This is a genomic window from Pseudomonas sp. LBUM1651, assembly GCF_059716135.1.
On the sequence record NZ_CP166805.1, the window covers coordinates 5,382,463 to 5,408,333 of the forward strand.

General features: G+C 60.9%; 24 protein-coding genes. 9 read left to right on the forward strand and 15 right to left on the reverse strand.

Features of this window, described 5'->3' with window-relative positions; translation table 11 throughout:
- The first annotated feature begins 217 nt into the window (after nt 1-217).
- Nucleotides 218-1,465 carry a TIGR03862 family flavoprotein gene (locus ACA066_RS25235; protein WP_497697070.1) on the forward strand — a complete coding sequence of 416 codons (1,248 nt, stop codon included), beginning with the start codon at nt 218-220 and terminating at the stop codon, nt 1,463-1,465.
- A 61-nt stretch (nt 1,466-1,526) separates the two neighbouring features.
- Here the strand turns inward: ACA066_RS25235 and rhlE1 are convergent, their stop codons facing one another.
- Both rhlE1 and yedA read right to left on the reverse strand, forming a co-directional pair.
- Complete coding sequence (gene rhlE1 / locus ACA066_RS25240; RefSeq protein ID WP_084319597.1) at nt 1,527-2,861, reverse strand: RNA helicase RhlE1; 1,335 nt, start codon at nt 2,859-2,861, stop codon at nt 1,527-1,529.
- A gap of 78 nt (nt 2,862-2,939) precedes the next feature.
- Complete coding sequence (gene yedA, locus ACA066_RS25245) at nt 2,940-3,866, reverse strand: drug/metabolite exporter YedA (protein ID WP_497697071.1); 927 nt, start codon at nt 3,864-3,866, stop codon at nt 2,940-2,942.
- 164 nt (nt 3,867-4,030) lie between these two features.
- Between yedA and ACA066_RS25250 the strand changes: the two genes are divergently transcribed.
- On the forward strand, nt 4,031-4,477 hold the full coding sequence (locus tag ACA066_RS25250) for an Lrp/AsnC family transcriptional regulator (RefSeq protein ID WP_497697072.1): 447 nt from the start codon (nt 4,031-4,033) through the stop codon (nt 4,475-4,477).
- Between the two features lie 89 nt (nt 4,478-4,566).
- Here the strand turns inward: ACA066_RS25250 and ACA066_RS25255 are convergent, their stop codons facing one another.
- From ACA066_RS25255 to ACA066_RS25270, 4 genes are all read right to left on the reverse strand, one after another.
- Nucleotides 4,567-5,082: a BRO-N domain-containing protein gene (locus ACA066_RS25255; RefSeq protein ID WP_497697073.1), complete on the reverse strand. Its 516-nt coding sequence runs from the start codon at nt 5,080-5,082 to the stop codon at nt 4,567-4,569.
- A 470-nt stretch (nt 5,083-5,552) separates the two neighbouring features.
- The gene (locus ACA066_RS25260) at nt 5,553-6,164 is read right to left on the reverse strand and encodes a 3'-5' exonuclease (RefSeq protein WP_497697074.1); all 612 of its coding nucleotides are present in this window, start codon (nt 6,162-6,164) and stop codon (nt 5,553-5,555) included.
- A 22-nt stretch (nt 6,165-6,186) separates the two neighbouring features.
- Complete coding sequence (locus ACA066_RS25265; protein WP_064675757.1) at nt 6,187-6,666, reverse strand: LabA-like NYN domain-containing protein; 480 nt, start codon at nt 6,664-6,666, stop codon at nt 6,187-6,189.
- A 139-nt stretch (nt 6,667-6,805) separates the two neighbouring features.
- The gene (locus ACA066_RS25270) at nt 6,806-7,552 is read right to left on the reverse strand and encodes a DUF2076 domain-containing protein (protein ID WP_497697075.1); all 747 of its coding nucleotides are present in this window, start codon (nt 7,550-7,552) and stop codon (nt 6,806-6,808) included.
- Nucleotides 7,553-7,730: 178 nt separating this feature from the next.
- Between ACA066_RS25270 and ACA066_RS25275 the strand changes: the two genes are divergently transcribed.
- Both ACA066_RS25275 and ACA066_RS25280 read left to right on the forward strand, forming a co-directional pair.
- On the forward strand, nt 7,731-8,405 hold the full coding sequence (locus tag ACA066_RS25275) for a YciC family protein (RefSeq protein ID WP_497699960.1): 675 nt from the start codon (nt 7,731-7,733) through the stop codon (nt 8,403-8,405).
- A 67-nt stretch (nt 8,406-8,472) separates the two neighbouring features.
- Entirely contained in the window at nt 8,473-9,552 is a 1,080-nt protein-coding gene (locus tag ACA066_RS25280; protein ID WP_497697076.1) for an endonuclease/exonuclease/phosphatase family protein, read from the forward strand.
- A gap of 117 nt (nt 9,553-9,669) precedes the next feature.
- On the opposite strand, the gene ACA066_RS25285 is transcribed toward ACA066_RS25280, so the two are convergent.
- The 5 genes from ACA066_RS25285 to ACA066_RS25305 all read right to left on the reverse strand — a co-directional run bounded on the left by ACA066_RS25285 (nt 9,670) and on the right by ACA066_RS25305 (nt 15,589).
- On the reverse strand, nt 9,670-10,506 hold the full coding sequence (locus ACA066_RS25285) for an ABC transporter ATP-binding protein (RefSeq protein WP_497697077.1): 837 nt from the start codon (nt 10,504-10,506) through the stop codon (nt 9,670-9,672).
- The gene (locus ACA066_RS25290) at nt 10,494-11,297 is read right to left on the reverse strand and encodes an ABC transporter permease (RefSeq protein WP_033054201.1); all 804 of its coding nucleotides are present in this window, start codon (nt 11,295-11,297) and stop codon (nt 10,494-10,496) included. The genes ACA066_RS25285 and ACA066_RS25290 overlap by 13 nt, the downstream gene beginning before the upstream one ends.
- Nucleotides 11,298-11,306: 9 nt before the next feature.
- Nucleotides 11,307-12,293, reverse strand: coding sequence for an ABC transporter substrate-binding protein (locus ACA066_RS25295; protein ID WP_497697078.1), 987 nt, complete (start codon nt 12,291-12,293; stop codon nt 11,307-11,309).
- Nucleotides 12,294-12,693: 400 nt separating this feature from the next.
- Nucleotides 12,694-14,064, reverse strand: a complete 1,371-nt coding sequence (locus ACA066_RS25300) for an aspartate aminotransferase family protein (RefSeq protein WP_497697079.1) — start codon at nt 14,062-14,064, stop codon at nt 12,694-12,696.
- 31 nt (nt 14,065-14,095) lie between these two features.
- Nucleotides 14,096-15,589, reverse strand: coding sequence for an aldehyde dehydrogenase (locus tag ACA066_RS25305; protein ID WP_497699961.1), 1,494 nt, complete (start codon nt 15,587-15,589; stop codon nt 14,096-14,098).
- 226 nt (nt 15,590-15,815) lie between these two features.
- Between ACA066_RS25305 and ACA066_RS25310 the strand changes: the two genes are divergently transcribed.
- The gene (locus tag ACA066_RS25310; RefSeq protein ID WP_497699962.1) at nt 15,816-16,736 is read left to right on the forward strand and encodes a LysR substrate-binding domain-containing protein; all 921 of its coding nucleotides are present in this window, start codon (nt 15,816-15,818) and stop codon (nt 16,734-16,736) included.
- Nucleotides 16,737-16,903: 167 nt separating this feature from the next.
- Here ACA066_RS25310 and hrpB read toward each other — a convergent pair whose 3' ends face one another.
- Nucleotides 16,904-19,429: an ATP-dependent helicase HrpB gene (gene hrpB / locus ACA066_RS25315; RefSeq protein WP_497697080.1), complete on the reverse strand. Its 2,526-nt coding sequence runs from the start codon at nt 19,427-19,429 to the stop codon at nt 16,904-16,906.
- Nucleotides 19,430-19,792: 363 nt separating this feature from the next.
- On the opposite strand from hrpB, the gene pmcY reads away from it, so the two are divergent.
- The gene (pmcY, locus tag ACA066_RS25320; RefSeq protein ID WP_497697081.1) at nt 19,793-20,212 is read left to right on the forward strand and encodes a periplasmic Zn2+ metallochaperone PmcY; all 420 of its coding nucleotides are present in this window, start codon (nt 19,793-19,795) and stop codon (nt 20,210-20,212) included.
- Nucleotides 20,213-20,241: 29 nt separating this feature from the next.
- Nucleotides 20,242-21,135: a cation diffusion facilitator family transporter gene (locus ACA066_RS25325; protein WP_497697082.1), complete on the forward strand. Its 894-nt coding sequence runs from the start codon at nt 20,242-20,244 to the stop codon at nt 21,133-21,135.
- Nucleotides 21,136-21,173: 38 nt separating this feature from the next.
- Here ACA066_RS25325 and ACA066_RS25330 read toward each other — a convergent pair whose 3' ends face one another.
- The gene (locus ACA066_RS25330) at nt 21,174-22,184 is read right to left on the reverse strand and encodes a DUF6515 family protein (protein ID WP_497697083.1); all 1,011 of its coding nucleotides are present in this window, start codon (nt 22,182-22,184) and stop codon (nt 21,174-21,176) included.
- A gap of 436 nt (nt 22,185-22,620) precedes the next feature.
- Here ACA066_RS25330 and ACA066_RS25335 point away from each other — a divergent pair, with 436 nt between their 5' ends.
- Nucleotides 22,621-23,100 (forward strand): Lrp/AsnC family transcriptional regulator, encoded by a 480-nt coding sequence (locus ACA066_RS25335; RefSeq protein WP_497460559.1) that lies wholly within the window; start codon nt 22,621-22,623, stop codon nt 23,098-23,100.
- 224 nt (nt 23,101-23,324) lie between these two features.
- Nucleotides 23,325-23,534 carry a DUF2788 domain-containing protein gene (locus ACA066_RS25340; protein WP_462007603.1) on the forward strand — a complete coding sequence of 70 codons (210 nt, stop codon included), beginning with the start codon at nt 23,325-23,327 and terminating at the stop codon, nt 23,532-23,534.
- On the opposite strand, the gene ACA066_RS25345 is transcribed toward ACA066_RS25340, so the two are convergent.
- Together ACA066_RS25345 and amn are read right to left on the reverse strand one after the other, a co-directional pair.
- Entirely contained in the window at nt 23,529-24,164 is a 636-nt protein-coding gene (locus tag ACA066_RS25345; RefSeq protein WP_497697084.1) for a pseudouridine synthase, read from the reverse strand. The two genes, ACA066_RS25340 and ACA066_RS25345, sit on opposite strands and share 6 nt — an antisense overlap.
- A 71-nt stretch (nt 24,165-24,235) precedes the next feature.
- On the reverse strand, nt 24,236-25,735 hold the full coding sequence (gene amn, locus ACA066_RS25350; RefSeq protein ID WP_253432414.1) for an AMP nucleosidase: 1,500 nt from the start codon (nt 25,733-25,735) through the stop codon (nt 24,236-24,238).
- Between the last annotated feature and the right edge of the window lie 136 nt (nt 25,736-25,871).

Consider the following 25,871-nt stretch of genomic DNA (forward strand, 5'->3'; position numbering starts at 1 on the left):
CATGCGGTACTTAGCGTACAACTCGGTGGTTGTTTTTTAACCACCTTCAAAAACACCAACAATCCCCTGTGGGAGCGAGACCGGCTTGCCGGCGATGAGGCCTCCACATCCAACATCGATGTCGACTGACCCGACGCCATCGCGAGCAGGCTCGCTCCCACAGGTATCTGTGCTGGTAGAATGCCCGGCTTCATTCCGCCAAACCGCAGCGCATTCCATGACCCGATCCTCCACCGCCCTCCCCCCTCACGTCGCCATCATCGGTGGTGGCCCCGCCGGCCTGATGGCCGCCGAAGTGTTGAGCCAGGCCGGAATCAAGGTCGACCTGTACGACGGCATGCCTTCGGTGGGACGAAAATTCCTGCTGGCCGGGGTCGGCGGCATGAACATCACCCATTCCGAAGCCTATCCGGCCTTTCTCTCACGTTACGCCGAACGCGCACCGCAGATTGCACCGCTGCTGCGTGCCTTTGGTGCCGAGGCGCTGTGCCAGTGGATTCATGATCTGGGCATCGAAACCTTCGTCGGCAGCTCCGGCCGGGTGTTTCCGACCGACATGAAAGCCGCGCCCCTGTTGCGCGCCTGGCTCAAACGGTTGCGGGATGCCGGCGTAGTTATCCACACCCGCCACCGTTGGCTGGGCTGGGACGACAACGGTGGATTGCTCATCGGAAGTCCCGACGGTGTAAAAACCATTCAACCCGACGCCACTTTGCTGGCCCTCGGCGGTGGCAGTTGGTCGCGTCTCGGTTCGGACGGCGCGTGGATGCTGCCACTGGAGCAACGCGGCGTAGGACTTATGCCTTTGCAACCGAGCAATTGCGGCTTTGAGGTGCAGGCCTGGAGCGAATTGATGGTCAGCAAATTCGCCGGCGCTCCGCTGAAAAACATCGCCATCGGGCTCAACGACGATGTTCCGCGGCTCGGGGAATGTGTGATTACCGCCACCGGCATTGAAGGCAGTTTGATCTACGCGTTGTCGGCTCCAATCCGAGAAGCCATCAATCAACATGGCTCGGCGACGATTCATCTCGACCTGCTGCCCGGCAGGCCTGTGGATAAAGTACAGGCTGCACTGAGCAAACCGCGCGGTTCACGTTCCATGTCCAAGCATCTGCACAGCCAGCTCGGGATTGATGGCGTGAAAGCGGCGTTGCTGCGCGAACTGACGCCGGCAGAATGCTTCGCCGATCCGGCATTACTGGCCAAAGCGATCAAGGCGTTGCCACTGACTTTGGTGAAAACCCGCCCACTGGATGAGGCCATCAGCAGCGCCGGTGGTGTGATGTTCGAGTCGATGGATGAACGCTTGATGCTCAAGCAACTGCCTGGCGTGTTTTGCGCGGGGGAAATGCTGGATTGGGAAGCGCCGACGGGGGGCTATTTGCTGACCGCGTGTTTCGCCAGTGGGCGAGCGGCGGGGTTGGGGATGGTGGAGTGGCTCAGGAGCAGCGGCAAGCTTTAAGCCGCAAGCTGCAAGCCGCGTCTAACTTGCCGCTTGTAGCTTGCAGCTTACAGCTGCTCCTTTACGGCTTCCGCTTCCGCGGCCCAGTATTGAACACCGGCACTTTGCGCACAGGCTTGATCGAAGGCTCCGGCGCCGAAGCATCCCCGCTCTCGACCCATTTACCCAAATTGCGTTTACCGCCACTGGATGTCTTTGGCTTCTTCGGTTTTTTCGGCTTCTTCACCACCTGGCCGCTGGCATCGGTATCCGGCACGCGGTGCTCAGGTTCGAAGTCATGTTCCACCTGACGAGGCAGCGTCTGACGCGTCAACGTCTCAATGGCCGACAGCAGATTCACTTCATCCGCGCAAACCAGCGAAATAGCCTGCCCGGTGGCACCCGCACGACCGGTACGACCGATGCGGTGGATGTAGTCCTCCGCCACGATCGGCAGATCGAAATTGACCACCAACGGCAGATCTTCGATATCCAGACCACGGGCAGCAACGTCAGTGGCGACCAGAATCTGCACTTCACTGGCCTTGAACCGGTCCAGCGCACGCTGACGAGTCGCCTGCGGTTTGTCGCCATGGATACCGTCGGCATTGATCCCCAGGCCCTGGAGTTTTTCCACCAGCGCGTCCACGCCGTTGCGGGTCTTGGCGAACACCAGCACCTGCTTCCACTTGCCCTTGCGCAGCAAGTGGATGAACAGCTCCGGCTTGCGCTTCTTGTCCACCGTCACCACCCACTGTTTAACGGTGTTGGCTGCAACGTTGCGCGGGCTGACTTCGATACTCAGCGGATCGTTGAGCATTTGCCCGGCCAGCAGGCGAATCGCATCGGAGAAGGTCGCGGAGAACAGCAGTGTCTGACGTTTCTTCGGCAGCACACGGTAAATGTTCCCCAGCTCCTCGGAAAAGCCCAGATCGAGCATGCGATCGGCTTCGTCCAGCACCAGGGTTTGCAGCTGGTTGAACTTCAGCGCGTTCTGGCGGAACAGGTCGAGCAAACGGCCCGGCGTCGCCACCAACAGGTCGACGCCTTTGCGCAGCTTCATCATTTGCGGGTTGATGCTGACGCCGCCGTACACCGCGTAAGTGCTCAACGGCAGGTTCTCGGCGTACTGACGCACGGCTTCGTGAACCTGTTCCGCCAGTTCGCGGGTCGGCACCAGGATCAGCGCGCGCACCGAGTTGGCGGTGACTTTCGGCCCTTCCATGGCCAGCAATTGCAGCAGCGGCAGCGCGAAACCGGCGGTCTTGCCGGTGCCGGTCTGGGCGGCGGCCATCAGGTCGCGACCGGCCAGCACCGCCGGAATGGCTTGCGCCTGAACCGGCGTCGGGGTCTGGTAGCCGAGCGTCTCGAGAGAGCGCAGCAAGGGTTCGATCAGGCCAAGGGAGGCGAAAGTCATGGGATTACCGTAGGAAAATTCAGCGCGGGTTGTTCAATGCAAGTGTGCAAAACAAGATGCAATGGCGCGCAGTTTACCCTAATTCACGCTCGATTCTGTCTGCACCACGGCAGCAGTTCGTTGCGGTGCCCGGCGCCACTGCGGCAAACCGATCAACACCACGGCACTGATGATCACCAGCATGGCCAGCGCTTCTTCGATACCGATGGTCTCGCCGACAAACACAATCCCCAGCAACACCGCCACCGCCGGGTTGACGTAGGCATAACTGGTGGCCGCCGCCGGACGCACGTTTTTCAACAGGTACATGTAAGCGTTGAAGGCAATGATCGAACCGAAGAAAGTCAGATAGGCCAGCGCCGCCCAACCTTCAATAGGCGGCATGGCTTCCAGATGTTCACCACTCAGGGCACTGCCGATCAGCAGCGCCACGCCACCCACCAGCATTTCCACGGCACTGGCCATCGCGCCCTGGGGCAGCGGCAAGTGTTTGCTCCACACCGAACCGAACGCCCACGCCGCCGCCGCGAAGATCAGCAATGCTGCACCCAACGGGCTCGATTGCAGGTTGGAACCGAGGTTGAGCATCGCGATGCCGATCAGACCGAGCACAATCCCGGCCCATTCGAGACGGGTATTACGCGCGCCCCAGAAATATCCACAGAGCAAGGTAAACAACGGCACCGTCGCCACCGCCAATGCGGCAACGCCGGAAGCGACACCCATGTGTTCCGCCACACTGACCCCGCCGTTACCGCACGCCAACAGCAAAATCCCGATGATCCCCGCCGCTTTCCACTGCGCCCAGGTCGGGGCCGGCGCCCCGCGCCAGCGCAAGAACCCGTACATCAAGGTCCCGGCGATGACGAAGCGAATACCGGCGAGCAGCAAGGGCGGCCAATACTCCACGCCGATACGAATCACCAGGTAAGTCGAGCCCCAAATCACGTACAAGGCGAAAAAGGCAGCAATCAACGGCAAGGGAAAACGGCGCAGGCCAGGCATGGGGCAGCTCGCAGGCAAGGACATATGAACAGCTATTCTAGAAAGGCCAACGGCGGAAAATAAGTTACAAAACCTGTTTATAGCGCCGGTACACTTTTCAAATCACGGAGATCAGCGCTATAAACCGTGTTTTCGAAAGTCAGTCATTTTTCAGGAATCCGACCATGGACAAATACGACCGCATGCTCCTCAGCGCCCTGCTGGAAAACGGTCGCGCGTCCTACGCCGACCTCGCGCGCAAGGTCAACCTGTCCGCCCCGGCCGTGGCCGAACGCGTAGCCAAACTCGAGGCCAGCGGGGTGATTACCGGTTACCAGGCGAAAGTCGACATGGCCAAGCTAGGCTTGCCCATCCAGTGCGTCATCGAACTGCGCCTCAACCAGCATGGCAACCAGAAGGCCTACGACGACTTGATCAAAATCCCGCAACTGACTGAATGCCATCGGGTGACGGGGGATCCGTGCGTGATCATGCAGGCGGCGGTCGGCTCGATGCCGGAACTGGAAGAGCTGATCAACCGGATTGCCAAGTTCGGGTTCAGCAAGACGTCGATTGTGTTGTCGAGTGCGATAGAGAAGCGGGTGCCGTTGGGGCATATCGAAGGGAAATAGTGAGTCGACGGACGCCTTCGCGGGCAAGCCTCGCTCCTACAGATACGATGAAATCCTGTAGGAGCGAGGCTTGCCCGCGAAGCGATCTATCAAACGCCGCTGTAACCTGCTGACAACACACTCGGCATATCCCGCAGCCGAACCCAAGGTTCTTTGCGCCAATGCAGCAGCCGCAGCGTTCCGCCGGCCCATTCCATCGCCCGCATATGCGGCGCTTGAGTCGAAACGGGTCCCGACTCTTCCCGCAACATCGGCACCACATGGTGGGTCAACCAACGCCGCAAATGGCGGTTTTCCGGGCAGTAGTGATAGACCAGCATCGCGTACACGCCTGACTCACTGAGCATCAAGGTTTCTTGCGCGTCATCGCTTCCGGACAAGCGCATCATCCGCCGCTGATCCGCATCGAGCTTGAGCGCGTATCTGCCGTTTATGTCCACACCCATTAACCGGCCGATATCTCGGGCGCAGAACCACGCCTCGGCATGCAGTAACAATGCGCGCAGCTGGATGTGGTGACGGATGAAGGTTTTGGGGGTGAAGTGAGCTGCGCTCGTTGCTGATTGCGCAGAGTCTTCGGGGGGATTGGGGGTAACTTTGACCATGGTGCTTCTCCGAACGAGGATTGAAGCGGCCAGCATCACTTGCAGGTAATGGGTGGCAGCTGTGTGCAGGTCTGCAAGACCGAGTCGTTCGGTAACCCCGGCAGACCCGAAGGTCTCCCGCACACAGCCACCATAAATCGATGGTCACTAAGTGAAGCGACGCGATTATAGGTGTGCCGATAGGCGCCAAACAAATTTTCGGCGGGCTTGCAGTCCCGGTCGCTGAATTGTCAGCGACGTCCAAGAGGTTATCGATGCCGCAAAAGGGGGGCAAGACGGACAATCCTTAAGTTTCGGTAGGATCAATCGTCGAATTTGAGGCGTGGTTAAACACAAGAACAACATCAGCCCCCCCTGTAGGAGCGAGCTTGCTCGCGATGGTCGTTAACGATAACGCGTGTTTACTGGCTAAACGCGGCGCTCTTGAGACCATCGCGAGCAAGCTCGCTCCTACAGGGGTTATGTGCGATTCAAAATCCGCGATGGCGCTTGAGATGCTCATTGATCTTCGCCGCCGGCACTTTCTGCAGGCTGACCAGCAGATCATGGGACAACTCCCGCAACCCATGCTTCTGCCGCAACTCCTGCGCCAGATGCGCCGTCAGGTTGGCCGCCATCTCGGCGTCAGCCATGGCCCGGTGAGCTTTACCGGTGTCAGGCAATTTGGCGAAAGTAGTGAGGGTGCCGAGTTTGTGATTCGGCGCAGCGGGCATGAGGCGGCGGGCGAGTAACAGCGAGCAGGCAAAGTTCTGCAACCGCGTGCGTTTGATCCGCCCCAGTTCAAAGTCCCAGAACTTCTGGTCGAACGCAGCGTTGTGGGCCAGCAGCGGTGTGATGCCGACGAATTCGTTGACCTCGTTCATCACCTGCTCGGCCGATGGCGCGGTGCGCAGCATGGCGTTGCTGATGCCGGTGAGTTGTTCGATGAAGGCCGGGACGCGTACGCCGGCGTTCATCAGGCTCTGGTAACGCTCGACGATGCGCCCCTGTTCAAGGATCACCACGGCGATTTCCGTGGCCCGGCAGCTGCTGCTCGGGGAAATCCCGGTGGTTTCAAAGTCGATGACTGCTATGCGTTCCAAACCTGTTTCAACTCCGTAAAAATCAATTCTTTAGCAGCAGCGCGCCTTCGATAGGCACGTAGCGGCTGGCGGCGCGGATCAGCGAGTTGGCCGTCAGGCCCGGCACGCCGTAGGCCACGGCTTGCACGCCGTGCTTGGCGATGATGCGCTCCAGCAGCATGTCGAAATCACCGTCGCCGGAGGCGAGCACCACTTCGTCGACGTGGTCTGCCGCGTCCATGATGTCGAGGGTGATGCCCACGTCCCAGTCGCCCTTGGCCGAGCCGTCGCTGCGTTGGATGTAGGGTTTGAGCTTCACGGTGAAGCCGAGGTTGCGCAGGATCTGCTGGAACTGCTGCTGCTTGCTGTCACCACGATCGATCGCGTAGGCATAGGCCTCGACGATCTCGCCCTGTTTGCTGATATCAGCCCACAGCGCGGCGTAGTTGAAGTGGCAACCATAGGCCTGACGCACGGTGTAATAGAGGTTTTGAACATCGGCGAACACTGCAATTTTTTTCACCGCACATCCTCTCGGCGCTAAAGCGCGCAGGCTGAATCAGGCACCAGGCCCGAAAAGTTGCCCAGTATGCCAGCCTGAAGGATTGTTCCGCGAATATTCGGCCCTGTGGCGAGGGAGCTTGCTCCCTCGCCACATGGGGTCAGACGAAGGAATCGTCGTCGCCGCCGAAGAACGATGAGCTGTCATCGCTGTAGTCGGCGTCGGTAAAGCCGCCCTGATCACCGGAGTTGTCAGCCACACGCTGATCGTCGCCCCAACCGTTGTCACCGCTCTGATCGTTGACCTGAGCCGGCTCTTCCTTGATCACTTCAACCACTTCCGGCTGCTGGTTTTGGTGGAACAGGCTGCTGATGCCCTGTGCCAGCATCACGCCACCCGCCACACCGGCGGCGGTTTTCAGCGCGCCACCGAGGAAACCGCCACCGACAGGCTGCTGTTGCGGCGCGTAGTTCTGCTGCGGTGGCGGCGCACCGAAGTTCTGCTGTGGCGGCTGCGAGTTGAGCGACTGCCGCCCCGGCTCACGCCAGCCACCATTGGATGGCGGTGCACTTTGGGCTGGCGCGTCACGGGAGCTGCCGCCGAAAATACTCGACAGGAAACCACCGCCACTCGGCGCCGGAGCCGCCGTCTGCGCCTTGGCCGATTGCAGTTCAGCCTGCAATTGCTGGACTTGCTGAGCCAGTTGCTTGTTCTGTGCATCGAGGCTCTTGATCGCTGCCTCTTGCACCAGAATCGCCTGGGTCATGAAGTAGCCCGCCGCGGGTTGGCGAGTCAGGTGTTCCTTGATCCGCGCCTCGGCCTGGGCGTCGCGCGGGGCTGAATCCGTTTCGGCCTGTTGCAGCCGGGAAAACAGTCCATCGATCAGGGTTTGTTCTTCGCTGTTCATGGCGACCTCGTAGATTGCCGGGAATATCGTTGCCCTTGTCCACTGTGGATAAGGTGCTCCTCCGTAATGGAGGCTGATACAGGATGTTTCAATGACCTTTACCGAACGTTTACGTTTGCGCCCCAAAGCGCTGCATCGGTTAAAGTGGGCCACTGCTTTCAACCTGCGATACCGACTGATGAATTCGTTCGATGTACTGCGTGACTCTCTGTATTTCTTCAAGCGCAATCTGAGCCAGATCGTGCGGCTGTGCCTGCCGCTGGTGATCGTCGAAGCGCTGCTGCAACAAGTGGTCGATCACTCGACCGAGCCGGACAGTTTTCCGGGCATCAGCGTGATTGTCGGTTTGCTGGTCTATCCGCTGTACACCGCCGCGTTGATCCTGTTTCTCGACGCGCGCAGCCGGGGTGAATCGCCGCGCAACCGTGACCTGCTGTCGAGGTCCGCGTATCTATGGCCGCGCTTCGCCCTGCTCACTGCGCTCAATACCTTGCTGATCCTGATCGGCCTGTCGTTGTATTTCCTGCCGGGCATCTGGCTGATGGTGACCCTCGCGTTCGGCGAGTACCTGCTGGTGCTGCGCGGCCTGGCGCCACTGGCTGCGATGAAGGAAAGCCTGCGCCTGACCCGCGGCCATTTCCTGCGCATCCTGGTGTGCATTTTGTGTGTGATGGGGCCATTGTGGTTGCTCAAGGGCTTGACCCTGGAGGTTTACCCGGAGCCGCAGAACCCGGTGATTTCCTTGCTGATCGACAGCGCTCACAGCTTTTTGCAGCTGTTCACCAGCGTGGTGTTGTTCCGTTTGTTCATGCTGATCAGCGACGTTCCCGAGAAAATCGACCGGCCGCTCTGACCGTGGGCTTCGGCGCAGCTCTCGGTTATGCTCGGGGCCATCTTTTGCAACGCTGATAAGCCGAGCCATGACCCGTCTACTGCGCTACACACTGCTGGGCCTGGTGATTGCAATCGGCCTGATTGCCCTGCTGATCTACAGCCTGACCTGGCGCCCCGAGGCCAGGGAAACGCTGCCGGTCGTTTGCAACGCCCAGGCGCCGACACTGGCGCCCGGCCAGGCCCTGAAAGTGATGACCTGGAACGTTCAGTACCTGGCGGGTAAACGCTACGTGTTCTGGAATGACCTGGCTGCCGGCAACGACGAAAAACCGACCACCGAGGACATGGCCTTCAGCCTCGACGAAGTGGCGCGGGTGATTCGCGACGAGCAACCGGATGTGGTGCTGCTGCAGGAGCTTGATGACGGCGCCAAGGCCACCGATTACCAGAACCAGTTCAAACTGCTCCAGGAACGCCTCGCCGACCTCTATCCGTGCAGCGCAACCGCTTTCGACTGGAAGGCTGATTTCGTGCCGCAGCCGCACATCTTCGGCAGCGTCGGCCGGCAACTGGCGACCCTCAGCCGCTACCAGATCGAACACGCCGAACGCCTGCAACTGCCGACCCCGCCGGCCAACTTCATCAGCCGCCAGTTCAAACCGAAAAACGCTTTGCTGGTGACGTATCTGCCGTTGAGCGACGGCGGTCAGATCGCGGTGCTCAACGCGCATCTGGACCGCGTCCTTCAACCCGACGACACGCTGCAAGCCCAGGTGACCGCCGTCGCCAAGGTCCTCGACAGGTTCGAAAGTCGAGGCACACCCTGGTTGATCGGTGGGGACTTCAACCTGTTGCCGCTGGGGCAATATCGACGCCTGCCCACGGAACAACGCACGCCCTACTCCGCCGACAGCGCATTGCATGTGTTGTGGGACAAGTACCCGATGATCCCGACCAACAATGAAGCCAGTGGAATCGATCGGGCGCGGTGGCTGACGCATTACCCGAACGACCCGGGGTTGAACGGCCCGGACCGGACCGTCGACTACCTGTTTTACAGCCCGCGGATCAAGCGGGTCGAGGCGATGGTGCGGCAGGACGATACCTTGCGGATCTCCGATCATTTGCCGGTGATTGCGCGGTTCCTCCTGCCGGCTGCGCCTTGACGAATACAACCTGTAGGAGCCGAGCTTGCTCGCGATGAGGCCGGTACATTCGACATTGATGTCGACCGACACACCGCTATCGCGAGCAAGCTCGGCTCCTACAGGGATCGGGCAGGCTCAATGCTCCTCTTCCAGCTCGTCGTGAAGTAAGCCGAAAATATTGCGTTTCATCTCGATGAACGAGCGCTCCATGACCATGTCCAGCGTCCGTGGGCGTTCGATCGGCACGTCCAGAATCTGTTTGATCCGCCCAGGCCTGGCGCCCATCACGTAAACGCGGTCGCCCAGTAGAATCGCCTCGTCGATATCGTGGGTCACGAACAGCACGGTCTTCTTGCTGTTGCCCCAGACCCGCAACAACAGTTGCTGCATTTGCAGGCGCGTCTGGCTGTCGAGGGCGCCGAAGGGTTCGTCCATCAACAGGATTTGCGGATCATTGGCCAGTGCGCGGGCAATCGCCACGCGCTGCATCATCCCGCCAGACAGTTGCTTGGCGTAGTTGTCGGCGAACCCTGTCAGGCCCACTTCATTAACGTAGTAATCGACAATTTCCTTGCGCTGCGCCGCCGCCATGCCACGACGCTTGAGGCCGAACTCGACGTTCTGCCGCACCGTCAGCCACGGGAACAGCGTATAGCTCTGGAACACCATGCCGCGATCCGCGCCGGGGCCCTGCACTTGCTGACCACCGACATAGATCTCGCCTTCCGTGGGCTCGTTCAGGCCGGCAGTGAGGTACAGCAAACTCGACTTGCCGCAACCCGACGGCCCGACAAGCACAGCGAACTGTTGATCCGGGACTTCGAATGAAACCTGATCCAGCGCGGTGAACATTCCGCCGTCGGGCTTCTGGTAACGCAGGCTGACCTTGTCCACTTGCAGACGTGGCGCGGCGTGCGCCGGGGCAGCCATCGGGGTGACGAAACGCGGGTTGACGGCAGTTACTGAGCCCATGCGGCAATCCTCAGACGAAGGAAACGGAACAGTTGATCGGTGACCAGGCCCAACAGGCCGATGATCGCGATGGCGAGGAAAATCACATCCACCTGAAAGCCGCGCATGGCTTTAAGGCTCAAGTAACCCAAACCGCTCGAAGCCGCGACCAGCTCGGCGACCACCAGGTAAGTCCAGGCCCAGCCCATGGTCACGCGCAAGGTGTCGAGCACACCCGGCAAAGAGGCCGGCGCGATCACATGCAGCACCGCATCGCGACGGTTCGAGCCCAAGGTATAAGACGCATTGATCAAGTCCTTGGAGATGCCTTTGGACACGTCCGCGATCATCACCAGTTGCTGGAAAAACACGCCGAAGATGATCACCGAGACCCGCTGCTCCAGACCGATGCCGATCCACAAAATGAACAGCGGCACGAACGAGGTCACCGGCAAGTAACGGATGAAATTCACCATCGGCTCGAGGAACGCCTGAACGATGCGAAAGCTGCCCATCAGCAACCCCAGCGGCACCGCCACCAGCGACGACACAATGAAACCGACCATCACCACTTCGACGCTGGCCCACACGTGCTGGCCAAGCGTGCCGTCGCGGCTCAGGCGCACGGCGGCTTCGACCACCGCGCCCGGTGTCGGCAGGAACATGCCCGGCACCACGCCGCCATACGACAACCCGGCCCACAGGCCAACCAACAACACCCAGGCCAGGCCGCTTGCGCTCCAGATCACCGACACCGGCAGGCCGGTCTTGGGCGTGATGCAGCGGCTCAGCCATGAATTGCGCTTGAACATGCGAACCTCCTACAGCGGGGTGACGAAGCGGTTGTCGATCAGGTCGTCATTGCTGACGTTGTAGGGTTTGCCCTGCAATTCACTGGCGGTTTCATTGGCCAGTTTGATCAGCGGTTCGCTGTCGCCCGGCTTACCCGGCGAGCCCAGGAGCTTTTCGCTCATGGCCTGATCGTAGAAACGCACGCCTTGCGCGGCAGCTTCCAGTTCCTTCGGATCGGCGAGGTAACCACCGACGCCCTTGGCCATGATTTTGTAGGCTTCCTGCGGATGGTCCTTGGTGTATTGCACCGCTTTGTACAGACCGGCGACCAACGCCTTGACGTCTTCCGGTTGCTTCTCGATGACCGTGCAGTTGAGCGCGACCACGTCGACGATCACCCCCGGCGTGCTACTGCTGTCGATCAGCACCTTGCCCTGCTGCTTGCTGCGCACCATCGACAGGTGCGGTTCCCAGGTCACGGCGGCCGGTACGCGACCGGCGATGAACGCGGTGGCGGCATCGTCGGCCGTCATGTTCTGCACGGTGATGTCGCTCATGCTCATGCCGTGTTTTTTCAGCAAGTACGACAGCCAGAACTGCGAGGTGGAACCTTCGTTTACCGCCACCGCTTTGCCTTTCAATTCCTGCAGACTCTTGACGTCCTTGCCTACCAGAACACCGTCGCCACCATGGCTGTCATCCAGTGCAGCGACAGCCTTGAAGCAGAATTGCGGACGATACTTGAGCACTTCGTCGATGGTCGACGCCGACCCGGACAATTCGCCCGAGGCTTGCGCGGCCATGTACATCGAGGCTTCTTCGACGACGGGCAATTCGACGGTCAGACCGTTTTCCTTGAAGTAGCCCAGGTCCTGGGCCAGGTAGAGCGTGCCGTAACCGACCCATGTGGTGTGGCCGATAGAAAGGGTGCCGGCCTGGGCGCTGGTAGCGACCGTGGCGGCAATGGCGGTGACCGCCAGTGGATGAGCAACGCGGGTAAGCAAGGACTTGATCATGGAGCACTCCCAAAGCTGTTGATTTAGTTTTGTCATGGGCAGTACGGCCAGCGGCCTTTGGAGAAGAGCTGCCACGGGTGGTCTCTGATGGACCTTGTTGTGGGCAGCGTTCGGCTGACTGGCCAGGTCGATGTTGGACCCAGGTGGGGATTAGGAAAATTAGGAAATATGTCGAGGGGAGTGATGAAAAAACTGGGTAGCGTGCGCGGTAAAAGGGCGGGGTTGGCGGGGGTGCACGGGGTGGGTGCAAAAGGTTAGAAGTGTGTTGAATGGGCTAACGCAATCGCGGGCAAGCCTTGCTCCTACAGGGTTTGTGTCGGCCGCAAAATTTGCGTTCAACACATCACCTGTAGGAGCAAGGCTTGCCCGCGATTAAGGTCCGAAGGACCTTCCTGCGATATCAGAGCCGACCGTATTCCTGAGCCGTACGATCGACCGCTTTCAAGGTCTTGCCGACGAGTTCATCAACCTCCTCCCGACTGGCAATCAACGCCGGCGCCATGATCATCCGCCCCAGCGTCGAACGAATGATCACCCCTTCCTCAAAGCCAATCGTGCGGCAGCGCCACGCAATGTCGTTCTCGTTGGCAAAGCGCTTGCGGCTGGTTTTATCCTCGGCCAACTGCAACGCCGCAACCATCCCGACGCCCTGGATATCCCCCACCAACGGGTGATTGCCAAACACCTCGCGCAAGCACTTTTGCAGGTACGGTCCGATGTCTTCCTTGACCCGCGTCACCACGCCTTCATCACGCAACGCCTTGAGGTTGGCGATGGCCACCGCTGCCGCCACCGGGTGCCCGGAGTACGTCAGGCCGTGGGCAAACACCCCGCCCTGCTCCACCAGCACCTGCGCCATTTTCTTCGACAGAATCAGCCCCCCCATGGGGATGTAGCCGGAGGTCAGACCCTTGGCGATCGACAGCGTGTCCGGCTCGAAACCGAAGTGTTCGTGGGCGAACCATTCGCCGGTGCGACCGAAGCCGCCAATCACTTCGTCAGCACACAACAGCACGTCGTATTTGCGGCAGATCCGCTGAATTTCCGGCCAGTAACTTTCTGGCGGGAAGATCATCCCGCCCGCGCCCTGGAACGGTTCGGCAATAAACCCGGCGACCCTGTCCGCGCCGAGTTCGAGAATCTTCGCTTCCAGTTGCTGCGCCGCCCGCAAGCCAAATTCGGCCGGGGTCAGGTTGCCGTCGTGGGCGAAGAAGTACGGCTCGTCGATGTGCTCGATGTCCGGCAGCATGCCGCCCATTTCATGCATGAACTTCATGCCGCCGAGCGCCGTCGCCGCCAGCGTCGAACCGTGGTAACCGTTCCAGCGACCGATCATGACTTTCTTCTCGGGCTTGCCGAGGATCGTCCAGTAACGACGCACGGTGCGGATCAGCACCTCGTTGGCTTCGGAGCCGGAGTTGGTGTAGATCGCGTGGCTGTAGTGCCCCGGCAACAGACTGAACAACAGCTCCGACAGCTCGATCACCTGCGGGTGGGTGGTGTGGAAAAACATGTTGTAGTACGGCAGCTGCTCAAGCTGTTGCGTCGCCGCAGCGGCCAGGTCCTTGCGCCCGTAACCGAGGTTGGTGCACCACAACCCGGACATGCCGTCGAGGTAACGCCGACCATCGTTGTCCCACAGGTGCAGGCGCTCGCCACGGACCATCACCCGCGGTCCTTCGTCATTGAGCGCCTTCTGATCGACGAATGCATGGATGTGATGCGCCGCGTCGGCGGCCTGGTAGTCGCGGGTTTCACGTGGTGTGGTCATCGCCAGTTCTCCGTTTTGTTGTTAGCGGCTGTTATGAGCGCAGCTGAAACCAGGTGGTCTTCAACTGGGTGTATTTATCGAATGAGTGCAGCGACAGGTCTCGGCCGAAACCGGACTGCTTGCCGCCGCCGAACGGCACGGTCACGTCGAGCGCATCGACGCTGTTCACCGACACCGTGCCCGCGCGCAACTGCCGCGCCACGCGGTGGGCGCGATTGAGGTCGTCGGTCCACAGCGAGGCGGCCAGACCGTAGACGCTGTCGTTCGCCAGTTGCAAGGCGTGTGCCTCGTCGTCGAAGGCTGTGACCGCCAGCACCGGGCCGAACACTTCATCGCGAAACAGCGGCATGTCCGGGCTCACGTTAGTGAAAATCGTTGGCTGGATGAAGTTGTCGGAGCCATTGAAGATCGACTGCCGACCGCCACACACTTTGGTCGCGCCCTGGCGTTCGGCCTGCTCGATGAACTTCATGATGCGCGCGGTCTGACGGCTGTCGACGATCGCCCCGGCGCTGCTCGACGGGTCCAGCGGATCACCCGGCAACCAGCGTTCGGCCTGCGCCTTGAGACGCTCGACGAACTCGTCATGGATCGAACGCTGCACCAGCAATCGTGAGTTGGCCGAACACACTTCACCCTGATTGAAGAAGATCCCGAACGCGGCTTTTTCCGCCGCCAGATCCAGTTCCTGACAATCGGCGAACACCAGGTTGGCGCTCTTGCCGCCGCACTCCAGCCACACCTGTTTCAGGTTCGATTGCGCGGAATACTGCATGAAATATTTGCCGACTTCGGTGGAGCCAGTGAACACCAGGCAATCGACGTCCGGGTGTAAACCGAGGGCTTTGCCGGTTTGTTCGCCGAGGCCCGGCAGCACGTTCAGCACGCCCGCCGGCAGCCCGGCTTCCAGTGCGAGTTCAGCCAGACGCAGGGCGGAGAACGGTGATTGCTCGGCGGGTTTGAGGATCACCGAATTGCCGGCCGCCAGCGCTGGCGCGAGTTTCCACGCGGCCATGTCCAGCGGGAAGTTCCACGGCACCACAGCGGCGACCACGCCCAGCGCTTCGCGGGTGATGGTTGCCAACACGTTTTGTGCGCTCGGCGCGATCTGGTCGTAGAGTTTGTCGAGGCTTTCGGCGTACCAGCGAAACACCCCGGCAGCGCCCGGCACGTCGATGTTGTAGGCGTCCATCACCGGTTTGCCCATGTTCAGCGAATCCAGCAGTGCCAGTTCTTCGCGGTGGCTCATGATTAGATCGGCCAGACGCAGCAGCACCTGCTTGCGCTCAGCCGGCGAACGCGCCGCCCAGGCGCCGGCCTCGAACACCTGCCGCGCATTTCGCACCGCCGCGTTCACTTCTTCATCGCCGCACGCGGTCACGTTGGCCAGGCATAGGCCGGTGGCCGGGTTGATCGCGGCGAAGGTCTGGCCCGACTGCGCCGAACGGGGTTTACCGTCGATCACGGCCTGGTCGGGAAACGGCAGCGAAGCGGCTTTTTTTTGCCAGTATGCAAGCTCGAACACGTTCAGATGCTCCATGGGCTTTTCTTGTGTCTGGATGGTGGCCCAGGCCCGTGTCGAGGAAAAATAGTAAAAATGTCTTCGCAGACCATGAAAAAACTGGGCAGCCCATCTCCACGGTTGCGCGGTATGTGGTTATTGTTCAGGCACAACAACACCCGTCGTCAGAACGGATGCAGTCGGCGCAAAAATTGCCTGGATGTCGAGTCCATCCACCCCGAGGTTTGCCGTGGCTGCCTACAACCTGCGTCAATTGAAATACTTCATCACCACCGTCGAATGCGGCAGCGTCGCCGAGGCATCGCGCAAGCTGTACATCGCTCAGCCGGCGATCTCCACGGCGATCAAAGGCCTGGAAGACAGCTTCGGCGTGCAACTGCTGATCCGTCATCACGCCCAGGGCGTGTCCCTGACCCCCAGCGGTGCGCGCTTCTACCGCAAGGCCCAGGAACTGTTGCGCATGGCCAAGGAGTTCGAACAGAACGCCCTCGCCGACAACGACGTGGTGGCCGGGCAAATCGACATCGGCTGCTTCGAAACCGTCGCGCCGCTGTACCTGCCGCAATTGATTGCCGGGTTCTCGGCGCTGTACCCAGGCGTGAAAATCCGCATCCGCGACGGCGAGCAACAAGAGCTGGTACAAGGCCTGACCTCGGGCACCTTCGACCTGGCGATCCTCTATGAACACGACCTCGACGCCACCATCGAAACCGAACCCTTGATGCCGGCGCAGCGGCCTTATGCACTGCTGCCGGCGGATCATCGCTTTGCCCAGCTCAAGCAAGTGTCGCTGCGGGATCTGTGTCTGGAGCCGATGATTCTGCTGGACGTGCAACCGAGCCGGACCTACTTCGTCAGCCTGTTCGAAGAGCTTGGCCTTACGCCACACATCGCCTTCAGCTCACCGTCGATCGAGATGGTCCGGGGCATGGTCGGCCAAGGGTTCGGCTTCTCGATCCTGGTCACCCGCCCGCACTCGGAATGCACCTACGACGGCCAGAAAGTGGTGTGCGTGGACATCGTCGAAGACGTCACCGGTTCAGGGCTGGTGGCGGCGTGGCTCAAACGTGGGCAACTGACCAAACCGGCGCAGTTGTTTGCGGATTACTGCCGGGAGCAGCTCACCGCCAAGGCCACAACAAAAATCTGAGCCAGGTGAAACTGTGGCGAGGGGGTTTACCCCCGTTCGGCTGCGCAGCAGTCGTAAAACCATTGCATGCGGTGTGCCTGACCAACCGCAGTGGCTGATTTTGGGGCGGCTTCGCCACCCAACGGGGGTAAACCCCCTCGCCACAGGTTTGTGTTCAGCCTTAGAGATTATTTGCGGGGTTTGATCCGCGCGGTTGCCTCCGCAACCAACGGATCATCCGGCCAATAATGCTTCGGATACCGCCCCTTCAAATCCTTCTTCACCTCGGCATACGTGCTGCGCCAGAAGTTCGCCAGATCCTGCGTCACCTGCACCGGCCGCCGCGCCGGCGACAACAGATGCAACTTCACCACCTGCCGCCCACCGGCGATACGCGGCGTTTCGGCCAGGCCGAACAACTCCTGCAAACGCACCGCCAGAATCGGCGGCTGCTCACTGTAATCCAGCCGGATCGACGACCCCGACGGCACGCTCAAATGATGCGGCGCCAGCTCATCCAGCCGCTGCGGCAACGGCCACGGCAGCAGGTTGTGAACGATGCTCGACAAGTCCAGATTGGCAAAATGACTGAGCCGCGAGACCTTCCCCAGATACGGCATCAACCAGTGCTCGAGGCTTTTGAGCAGCGCAGCATCACTGACATCCGGCCACTCACTCTGATCCTTGCTATCAAGGTCCAACTGCCGCAACAACGCGACCCGCGCCTGCCACTGACGCAACTCCGGCGTCCATGGCAACAGCTCCAGCCCCTTGCGCCGCACCAGATTCACCAGATTCACCAGCGCCTGACTGCGCGCGGTTTCATCTAACCCGGTCAACGGTTCTCGACTGAGGATCAACTCCCCGACCTTGCGCTGACGCTCGGCGCGCAACACGCCTTCGCGCTCGTCCCAATCCAGCTGATCGACCACGCGTACTTGCTCGGCCAATACCGAATTGAACAACGCCGGATCGAAATCCGCCGCCAGATAAATCCGTTCCTCACGCTGGCCCTGACGACTGCCCAGATCGGCGATCACCAGCCAAGGTTGTTTCATCAAACTGTCGGCTTCGGCGAACAACGCGGCGCGACCGTTGGCCAGGCGATATTCCGCACCGCCCGCACGACGTTGCTGGGCGACACGATCGGGATAGGCCAGCGCCAACAGTGCGCCGAGCCAACGCGGATGATCCGGGTCGCCGACCGGCTCCGACGGTTTGCCGCGCAGGTAACCGCGATACTGACGCGCCAGTTGCCGAGCCCGTTGCACGCTGCCCTGAGCACCGCGCGCGGCACGTTCTTCGCCGGACAGCAGCACCAATCGACTGTGCAAATCGGCGCCGGCACCGCGCAAGATATCCCGCTCGCCGAGCAGTGCCGCGACGTCACACGCCATGTCCGCCAAGCCAAGCGCCTGACCGCGCAGCAACAAATGTGCGATGCGCGGATGCGCTGGCAGTTCGGCCATGGCCTGACCGTGACGGGTCAGCGCTTCACCGTCCAGTGCCCCCAGACGATCAAGCAAGTCCTGAGCCTGGGCATAAGCGGCGGCGGGTGGCACGTCGAGCCACACCAATTGCCCCGGCGATACGCCCCAGCGACCGAGTTGCAGTGCCAGGCCCGAGAGGTCCGCCGATAAAATCTCCGCACTGGCGTAGGCCGCCAGTTGTTCGTGTTGATCCTGCGACCACAAGCGATAACACACACCCGGCTCCAGCCGCCCTGCCCGGCCGGCGCGCTGAGTGGCGCTGGCGCGGGAGATGCGTTGCGTGTCGAGGCGAGTCATGCCGCTGCCTGGATCGAAACGCGGCACCCGTGCCAACCCGGCATCGATCACCACGCGCACGCCGTCGATGGTCAGGCTGGTCTCGGCGATGTTGGTCGCCAGCACCACTTTGCGAAAGCCTGCCGGCGCCGGGTCGATCGCGGCGCGTTGCGCGGCCAGGTCCAGTTCACCGTGCAACGGACAGAGCAACACCTGCGTGCTCTCGCCCAGCGCATCGGCCAGTTGTTGATGCACCCGGCGGATTTCCGCTTGCCCCGGCAGAAACACCAGAAGGCTTCCGGTTTCGTCGTTCAAGGCTTCAAGGATGGTCTGCACCAGACGCGGTTCGATGAATTCACCGGGCTGGAACGGCCGCCCCCAGCGCATCGCCACCGGGTACATGCGGCCCTCACTGCGCAGGATCGGCGCGTCGTCGAGCAGCCCGGCCAGGCGTTCACCTTCCAGCGTTGCCGACATCAACAGGATTTTCAGCGGTTGATCGTCACGGAACAGCTCCCGGCCATTCAGGCTCAGGGCCAGCGCCAGATCGGCGTCGAGACTGCGTTCATGAAATTCGTCGAAGATCAGTAGACCCACGCCTTCCAGCGCCGGGTCGTCCTGCAAGCGTCGGGTGAGGATGCCTTCGGTGACCACTTCGATACGGGTGTTGGGGCCGACTTTGCTGTCCAGCCGAATGCGATAGCCGACGGTTTCGCCGACCTTTTCACCCAGCTCACTGGCCAACCGCTCCGCTGCCGCACGCGCAGCCAACCGGCGCGGTTCGAGCATCAGAATGGTCTGCCCGGCCAGCCACGGCTCGTTGAGCAGGGCCAATGGCACACGTGTGGTTTTACCGGCGCCGGGCGGTGCTTCGAGCACGGCTTCGTGGCGTGTAGCCAAGGCTTCACGCAGCGCGGGTAAAACTTCATCAATCGGCAAAGAAATCATGCTGGCTCCCCAGGGCGTGCCCACAGTAAATTGCGAGTCGCGTTGAAGCTGTGGGCGTGCCAGGCAAGGCGTGGGGCGCAGGTAAGGGTCGTTTCCTTACCAAGTCCCGCAACGCAGCATGGCGCGTCCACAGCTTCAGCCCGGAGGGCCGAACCCCGATCAAATTCATCAGCCGTTACGCGTGGTCGATCTGGAAAAAACAACTTCAGTACTCAACTATTCCAGGAAGGGGTGAGACGCGGCCGCAATTTACTGTGGGCACGCCCTGCCGGGCCGAGTATAACGGCGAACTGCTCGGCGTTAGTCGCGGTCCTAATTCATATCGACGACGCTTCGTTTTCCAGATGACTCAGGAGTTTTCATATGCGTGTTCCCTTTCGCCTGATTGGCGGTGTATTGGTTGCAACCCTGCTGACCCAAGTAACGGCTTGCGGATCTATTTTCTACCCTGACCGCCGCGGGCAGATTGACGGCAAGATCGACCCGGCCATCGCGGCGCTGGATGCCGTGGGCCTGCTGTTCTACATCATCCCCGGCCTGATCGCGTTTGCGGTCGACTTCGCCACCGGCGCGATCTACTACGCGCCCGGCGAAACCGCGCAGGTGGCACCGGAAAAACTCAAGGAAGCCATTGGCGCCGACGGCAAGGTCGATAACCACAAGTTGCAGACTATTCTGGAAACCGAACTGGGCCGCAGCTTCCCGCTGGACGACCCACGCCTGATTCAACACAAGGGCAGCACTCAGCAACTGGCGATGCTCGGCCTGCAACCAGCCGCGTAATCCGTGCACATAAAGGAATCACCGCACTTATGATTTCCAGCTCCAAACACGCCCGGCTGCTGCGGCTGGCGACCCGTGCCTCGGTGGCGGTGGCGTGCACATTGATCGTCGCCAAAGCCATCGCCTGGTGGTTGAGCGGTTCGGTGAGCATGCTCGCCGGGCTGACCGATTCCACCCTCGACGGCGTCACGGCGCTGCTCAACCTGCTGGCGGTGCATTACGCGTTACGCCCCGCCGACGACGATCACCGTTACGGTCATGGCAAAGCCGAGTCGCTGGCGGGCATGGCGCAGGCGTTGTTCATTGGCGCCAGTGCCGTGCTGATTGCGTTGCAGGCGTTTGATCGGCTCAAACATCCGGAACCGGTAGGTGCTCCGTGGCTCAGCATCGGGATCATCGTTTTTTCTCTGGTGCTCACGTTGGCCCTGTTGATGTTGCAACATCGAGTGGTCAAGGCCACCGGCTCGAGCGCAGTGCGCGCCGACTCCCTGCATTACCGTTCTGACCTGCTGCTCAACGGCAGCATTCTGGTTGCGCTGGTGCTGGCCAGCTTTGGTTGGCATCAGGTGGATCCGTGGTTCGGATTGGGGATCGCCGCGTACATTCTCTGGAGCGCCATTCAAATCGCCCGGGAAAGTTTTACGGTGTTGATGGATGAAGAGCTGCCGCCGGATGTCAGTCAGCATATGCTCGAACTGGCGTGCAGCGTACCGGGCGTGCTGGGCGCGCATGACCTGCGCACGCGGGTTTCCGGCAACCAGTGGTTCGTGCAACTGCATCTGGAACTGCCGGGCGAGCTGACCCTGTCAGTTGCCCACGGCATCAGCGATCAGGCGGCGGATGCCATTCACGCCGCTTACCCACGGGCCGAAGTGCTGGTGCACGCCGACCCGATTAGAGCAGCTTCAAGCAGCAAGCTTTAAGCGGCAAGTTGCTTGTAGCTTGTAGCTTGTAGCTGCCCCTACTCAAGCCGATACCCGCGACTGCTCAGGCAGTTGCCTTGGGCCTGGCGGTAGGCTTGTACCACCGACGGGGCCGGTTGGTAGGTGGCCGTGCGCGGATCGAAACCACTTTGCTGCACCGCGTATTGATAGCACTCGTACCCGTCCTGATTGACCTGCTGAGGCGACTGGCCGTTGGCCGGATACGCCACCACGTCATAACCATTGCTGACCGGTTGCGGCTGCGGTTGCACAGGCGGCTCGACCACCACGTAATCCTGAGTACTTTCCTGGTAGGCGTAGTACGAACCGGCCGCGAGGAACAACAGCGCGCCCCCGATCCACACTTCACGGGCGTAATCCGGCAGGTAGCCGACGCGAATCCCGCGCGGCGGCTGCACCACCACATATCGTGGGCCTAGCGGTCGGTACCAGTAGCCGCCGGAGTAGAAATAATCCTGGCCCCGATACGGCACGCGGTAGTCACGATCCGGGAAGCGATCGATCACATGACCCGGACGATACTGCGGGCCGGGGCCCCAGCCGTTGCCGCGTCCGTCGGGACGACCGGCCCAGTGATGGTCATCAGGACGCGGGCCGTTGTTCTGCCAGTGCTGATTGTTGTCATTGCGCCGCGGTACATCCTGGTAGTAACCACGCTGTGGCTGTTGGGTCTGGCGCACGGTATCGGGCCGCCCCTGGATCGGCAGGTCGTTGGCCGGCAATTGTGGTGGCGGCGGTGGCGGCCGAACAGGATTGTTGAAGTCGCGAGGCTGACTGTATTGCGACTGACCGCCATCGCGCGGCTGGGCGTTGGGCTCGAACTGGCGACTGTTGTCGCCACGAATGATGTCGTTATTCTGCGGGCGCGGTTGATTGTTGCCGCCATGGCCCTGGTTGTTGCCCTGGTGGCCATCTCCACGTTGCCCGTTGTCCGGGCCACGGTTCTGCGGCTCGTCGGCCAGCGATTGCGCAGTGACACTGATACACAGCAAACCAACACCGGCCAAACGCCAGATGCGCGACTTCATGCTTTTCCTCACTGCGGGTTAGGGCCTGTACGTAAGACTGGGAAAGCACAAGCCGGTTCTGCAACAGGTTATCAGTCGCGCAACTTATTTATTGAGGGGTCGGCGATAAATTGCGGGCAAAAGAAAAGGGAGACCCGTCGGCCTCCCTTTGAGAACTTCGTCCGTGCTCGACGCTTTTGACGTCGGCTCACCTCACGCCGTCTTCTGGACAGTGTGTAGCTCGGGGGCCGGCACATCCCCGGTGGGGGTGGCGGCCGCGGCTGGCCGGATTGGGCGAGCCGCTGTGGACTGTTTGTCCGAGCAGTGATTCTGGTGATAAGAATAGGCCGCAGGCATCGGCAGAGGATTGCGAAGATTGCTCAAATAAACATGACTTGCGCAATTTTTAACCATGGATAGATAATCTGCCGCAATTGAGATGACAAAGGCCTGACTGATGAGCAAACTCGACCGATACGACCTGAGCATTTTGGCGGAATTGCAGCGCGACGCGCGCATCTCCAACCAGGAGCTGGCCGAACGCATCGGCCTGTCGCCTTCACCTTGCTCGCGCCGGGTCAAGCAACTGGAAGACGACGGCTACATCTCCCGCCAAGTGGCGCTGCTGGACCGTAAGATGCTCGGCTTGAGCCTGACTGCCTATGTGCTGATCGGCATGGACCGACACACACCGGAGCGGTTCGAGAACTTCGAAGCGGCGATTCGCACGTTGCCGCAAGTGCTGGAATGCAGCCTGGTGACGGGCATGGATGCGGACTATCAGCTCAAAGTGGTGGTGCCGGACATGGATCACTATCAGAAATTGCTGCTGGGACATCTGACGCGGATTGATGGGGTGACGAGTGTGCGGTCGAGTTTTGTGTTGAATCAGGTGCTCAATAGCACCGAGTTGCCGCTGACTCATCTGCGTAACTGACACGCTTACCTGTAGGAGCGAGCTTGCTCGCGATGGACGTTAACGATAACGCGTGCCTCCTGATTAAACGCGCCGCCCTTAAGTCCATCGCGAGCAAGCTCGCTCCTACAGATTAGGACTGGGCGACGAATAGCTGCGACACACAGTCGCAGGTCAATGCCGCTCCGATCCTCCCTGCCGTATACTCCAGCGCCTTTTAGCCCCGCCCGCGCTGGAGATGTCCGATGGATCCTGCAGTATTCGAAGAGTGGATGATGACCGGACTGGTCAGCATTCTGATCATTTTCATGGGTTTCATCGTCTGGGACCTGGCGAAAAAATCCAAGGCCGGGCGCTTTGGCTCGTTCATCCTGTTCTTCGTGCTGGGGCTAGGCGTGGCAGCATTCGTGGTCAAAAGCGTGGTTATCGGCATGATCGAGACCGGCACTTTATAACCGCGCCGGCACTTCCTTCCACTGGCCCTGATCGAGCCCTTCGATCGACCAGTCACCGATCCTGACCCGCACCAACCGCAACGTCGGCAAGCCGACCGCCGCGGTCATGCGCCGGACCTGACGGTTACGCCCCTCGCGAATCACCAGCTCCAGCCAGCGGGTCGGCACGCTTTTGCGAAAACGTACCGGCGGATTGCGTGGCCATAATTGAGGCTCTTCAAGTTGTCGCGCCTCGGCGGGCAAGGTCATGCCGTCGTTCAGTTCGACACCCTCGCGCAAACGCTGCAACTGCTCAGCGCTCGGTTCGCCCTCCACTTGCACCCAATAGGTCTTGGCCAGTTTGTGTTTGGGATCGGCAATCCGCGCCTGAAGCTGGCCGTCGTTGGTCAGCAGCAGCAAGCCTTCACTGTCACGGTCCAGCCGTCCTGCCGGGTAAATCCCGGGAATCTCGATGTAGTCCTTGAGCGTCGCCCGCCCTTCGCCGTCGCTGAATTGCGTCAGCACATCGAAGGGTTTGTTGAACAGGATCAGCTTCGGCTCTGCCGGTGGCGCTTTGGCGACACGGCGCGGGGCTGATGGCGGGTTGTTCGCGCCAGGACGGCGAGACACGGGGCGTGGAGGACGAGACATGGGAAAGGGAACATCTAACGGTCAGGGGTGCTAATGCTAGTGCCCTGACCGCCAAATGACCATGACAACTGTTACCGGAACGGCGGTTCGTCGAAGCTGCGCAACTTGCGCGAGTGCAACGAGTTGAGTTCGGTGCGCAACAGATCCACCGCCTCGATACCGATCTTCAAGTGCTGGCTGACCGCACGCTCATAGAAGGCGTTGGCCGAACCCGGCAGCTTGATTTCGCTGTGCAGCGGTTTGTCCGAGACGCAGAGCAACGTGCCATACGGCACTCGCAAGCGATAACCTTGTGCGGCGATGGTGCCGCTTTCCATGTCCACCGCCACGGCGCGGGACAGGTTGATCAGCGGACGCTCCTGGGCCCAGCGCAACTCCCAGTTACGGTCGTCGTAGGTCAGCACGGTGCCGGTGCGCAGGCGTTTTTTCAGCTCGTCGCCCTTCTCGCCGGTGATGTTGGCGGCCGCTTGCTGCAACGCCATCTGCACCTCGGCCAGGGCCGGAATCGGAATGTTTGGCGGCACGACCCGGTCGAGAATCCCGTCGCGACGCATGTAGGCGTGAGCCAGCACGTAATCGCCAATGGTCTGCGACTGACGCAGGCCGCCGCAGTGACCGATCATCAGCCAGCAATGCGGACGCAGCACAGCCAAATGGTCGGTAATGTTCTTGGCGTTGGACGGGCCGACGCCGATGTTCACCAGGGTCACGCCATGACCGTCACTGGCGATCAGGTGATAGGCCGGCATTTGATAGCGATGCCAAACCACACCGGCCGCAATCGCCGAGGCTTCGCCGTGGTCCATGCTCTTTTCAATGATCACGTTGCCCGGCAGAACCATGCGCACGAAACGCGGATCGCTGCGCAACTGCTCCAGGCCATGGACGATGAACTGGTCGACGTAGCGGTGGTAGTTGGTCAGCAGAATCCACGGCTGCACATGGCGCCAGTCGCTGCCGGTGTAATGCACCAGGCGGCGCAGGGAGAAATCCACCCGCGCGGCATCGAACAGGGCCAGCGGCAGCGGATCGGTGTTTTCCCAATCGTACAAACCGTCAGCGATGCCATCGGTGGCGGCGGACAGGTCGGTGCTCGGGAACACCCGCGCCAGCACGGCAGCGGTCACGCCGGAGCCGGCCAGTTCATCGCCCTGCTCGACCACGTAGGGGTAAGGAATGTTCTGCTGGCTGATGCCGACTTCCACGGTCACGGTGAAGTCGTGCATCAGGGGAACCAGCTGTTCCAGCAGGTATTTGCGGAAGGCGGCCGGGTGAGTGACGGTGACGCTGTAGGTCCCCGGCAACTGAACCTTGGCGTAGGCGCGCGTGGTCTGTGGGACTTCGCCTTGGCAGTGGTAGGTCAGACGCAGTTCAGGATAACGAAACATCGCACGCTGTTCGGCGTCCGGCTCAATACGATCCTTGAGGTAACGCTTGAGCGCCTGGTTCAGCGCGGTGGTGGCACGATTGTGCAAGAGCGCAAGCCGGTCCACGGCTTGCTCGGCGGTTTGAACGATAATAAAAGCTTCGGTCACGATCAGCATCCTGTGTTCTGACTTGCAGGTCTTCATCTTGCCTGCATCGTCGCTTCACGGGAACAGTGGCGTGTTGATACATAAATCCCGAACCCACCACAGATCCAATGTGGGAGCGAGCCTGCTCGCGATAGCGGTGTGACAGGCAACTGCAATGTTGAATGTTAAATCG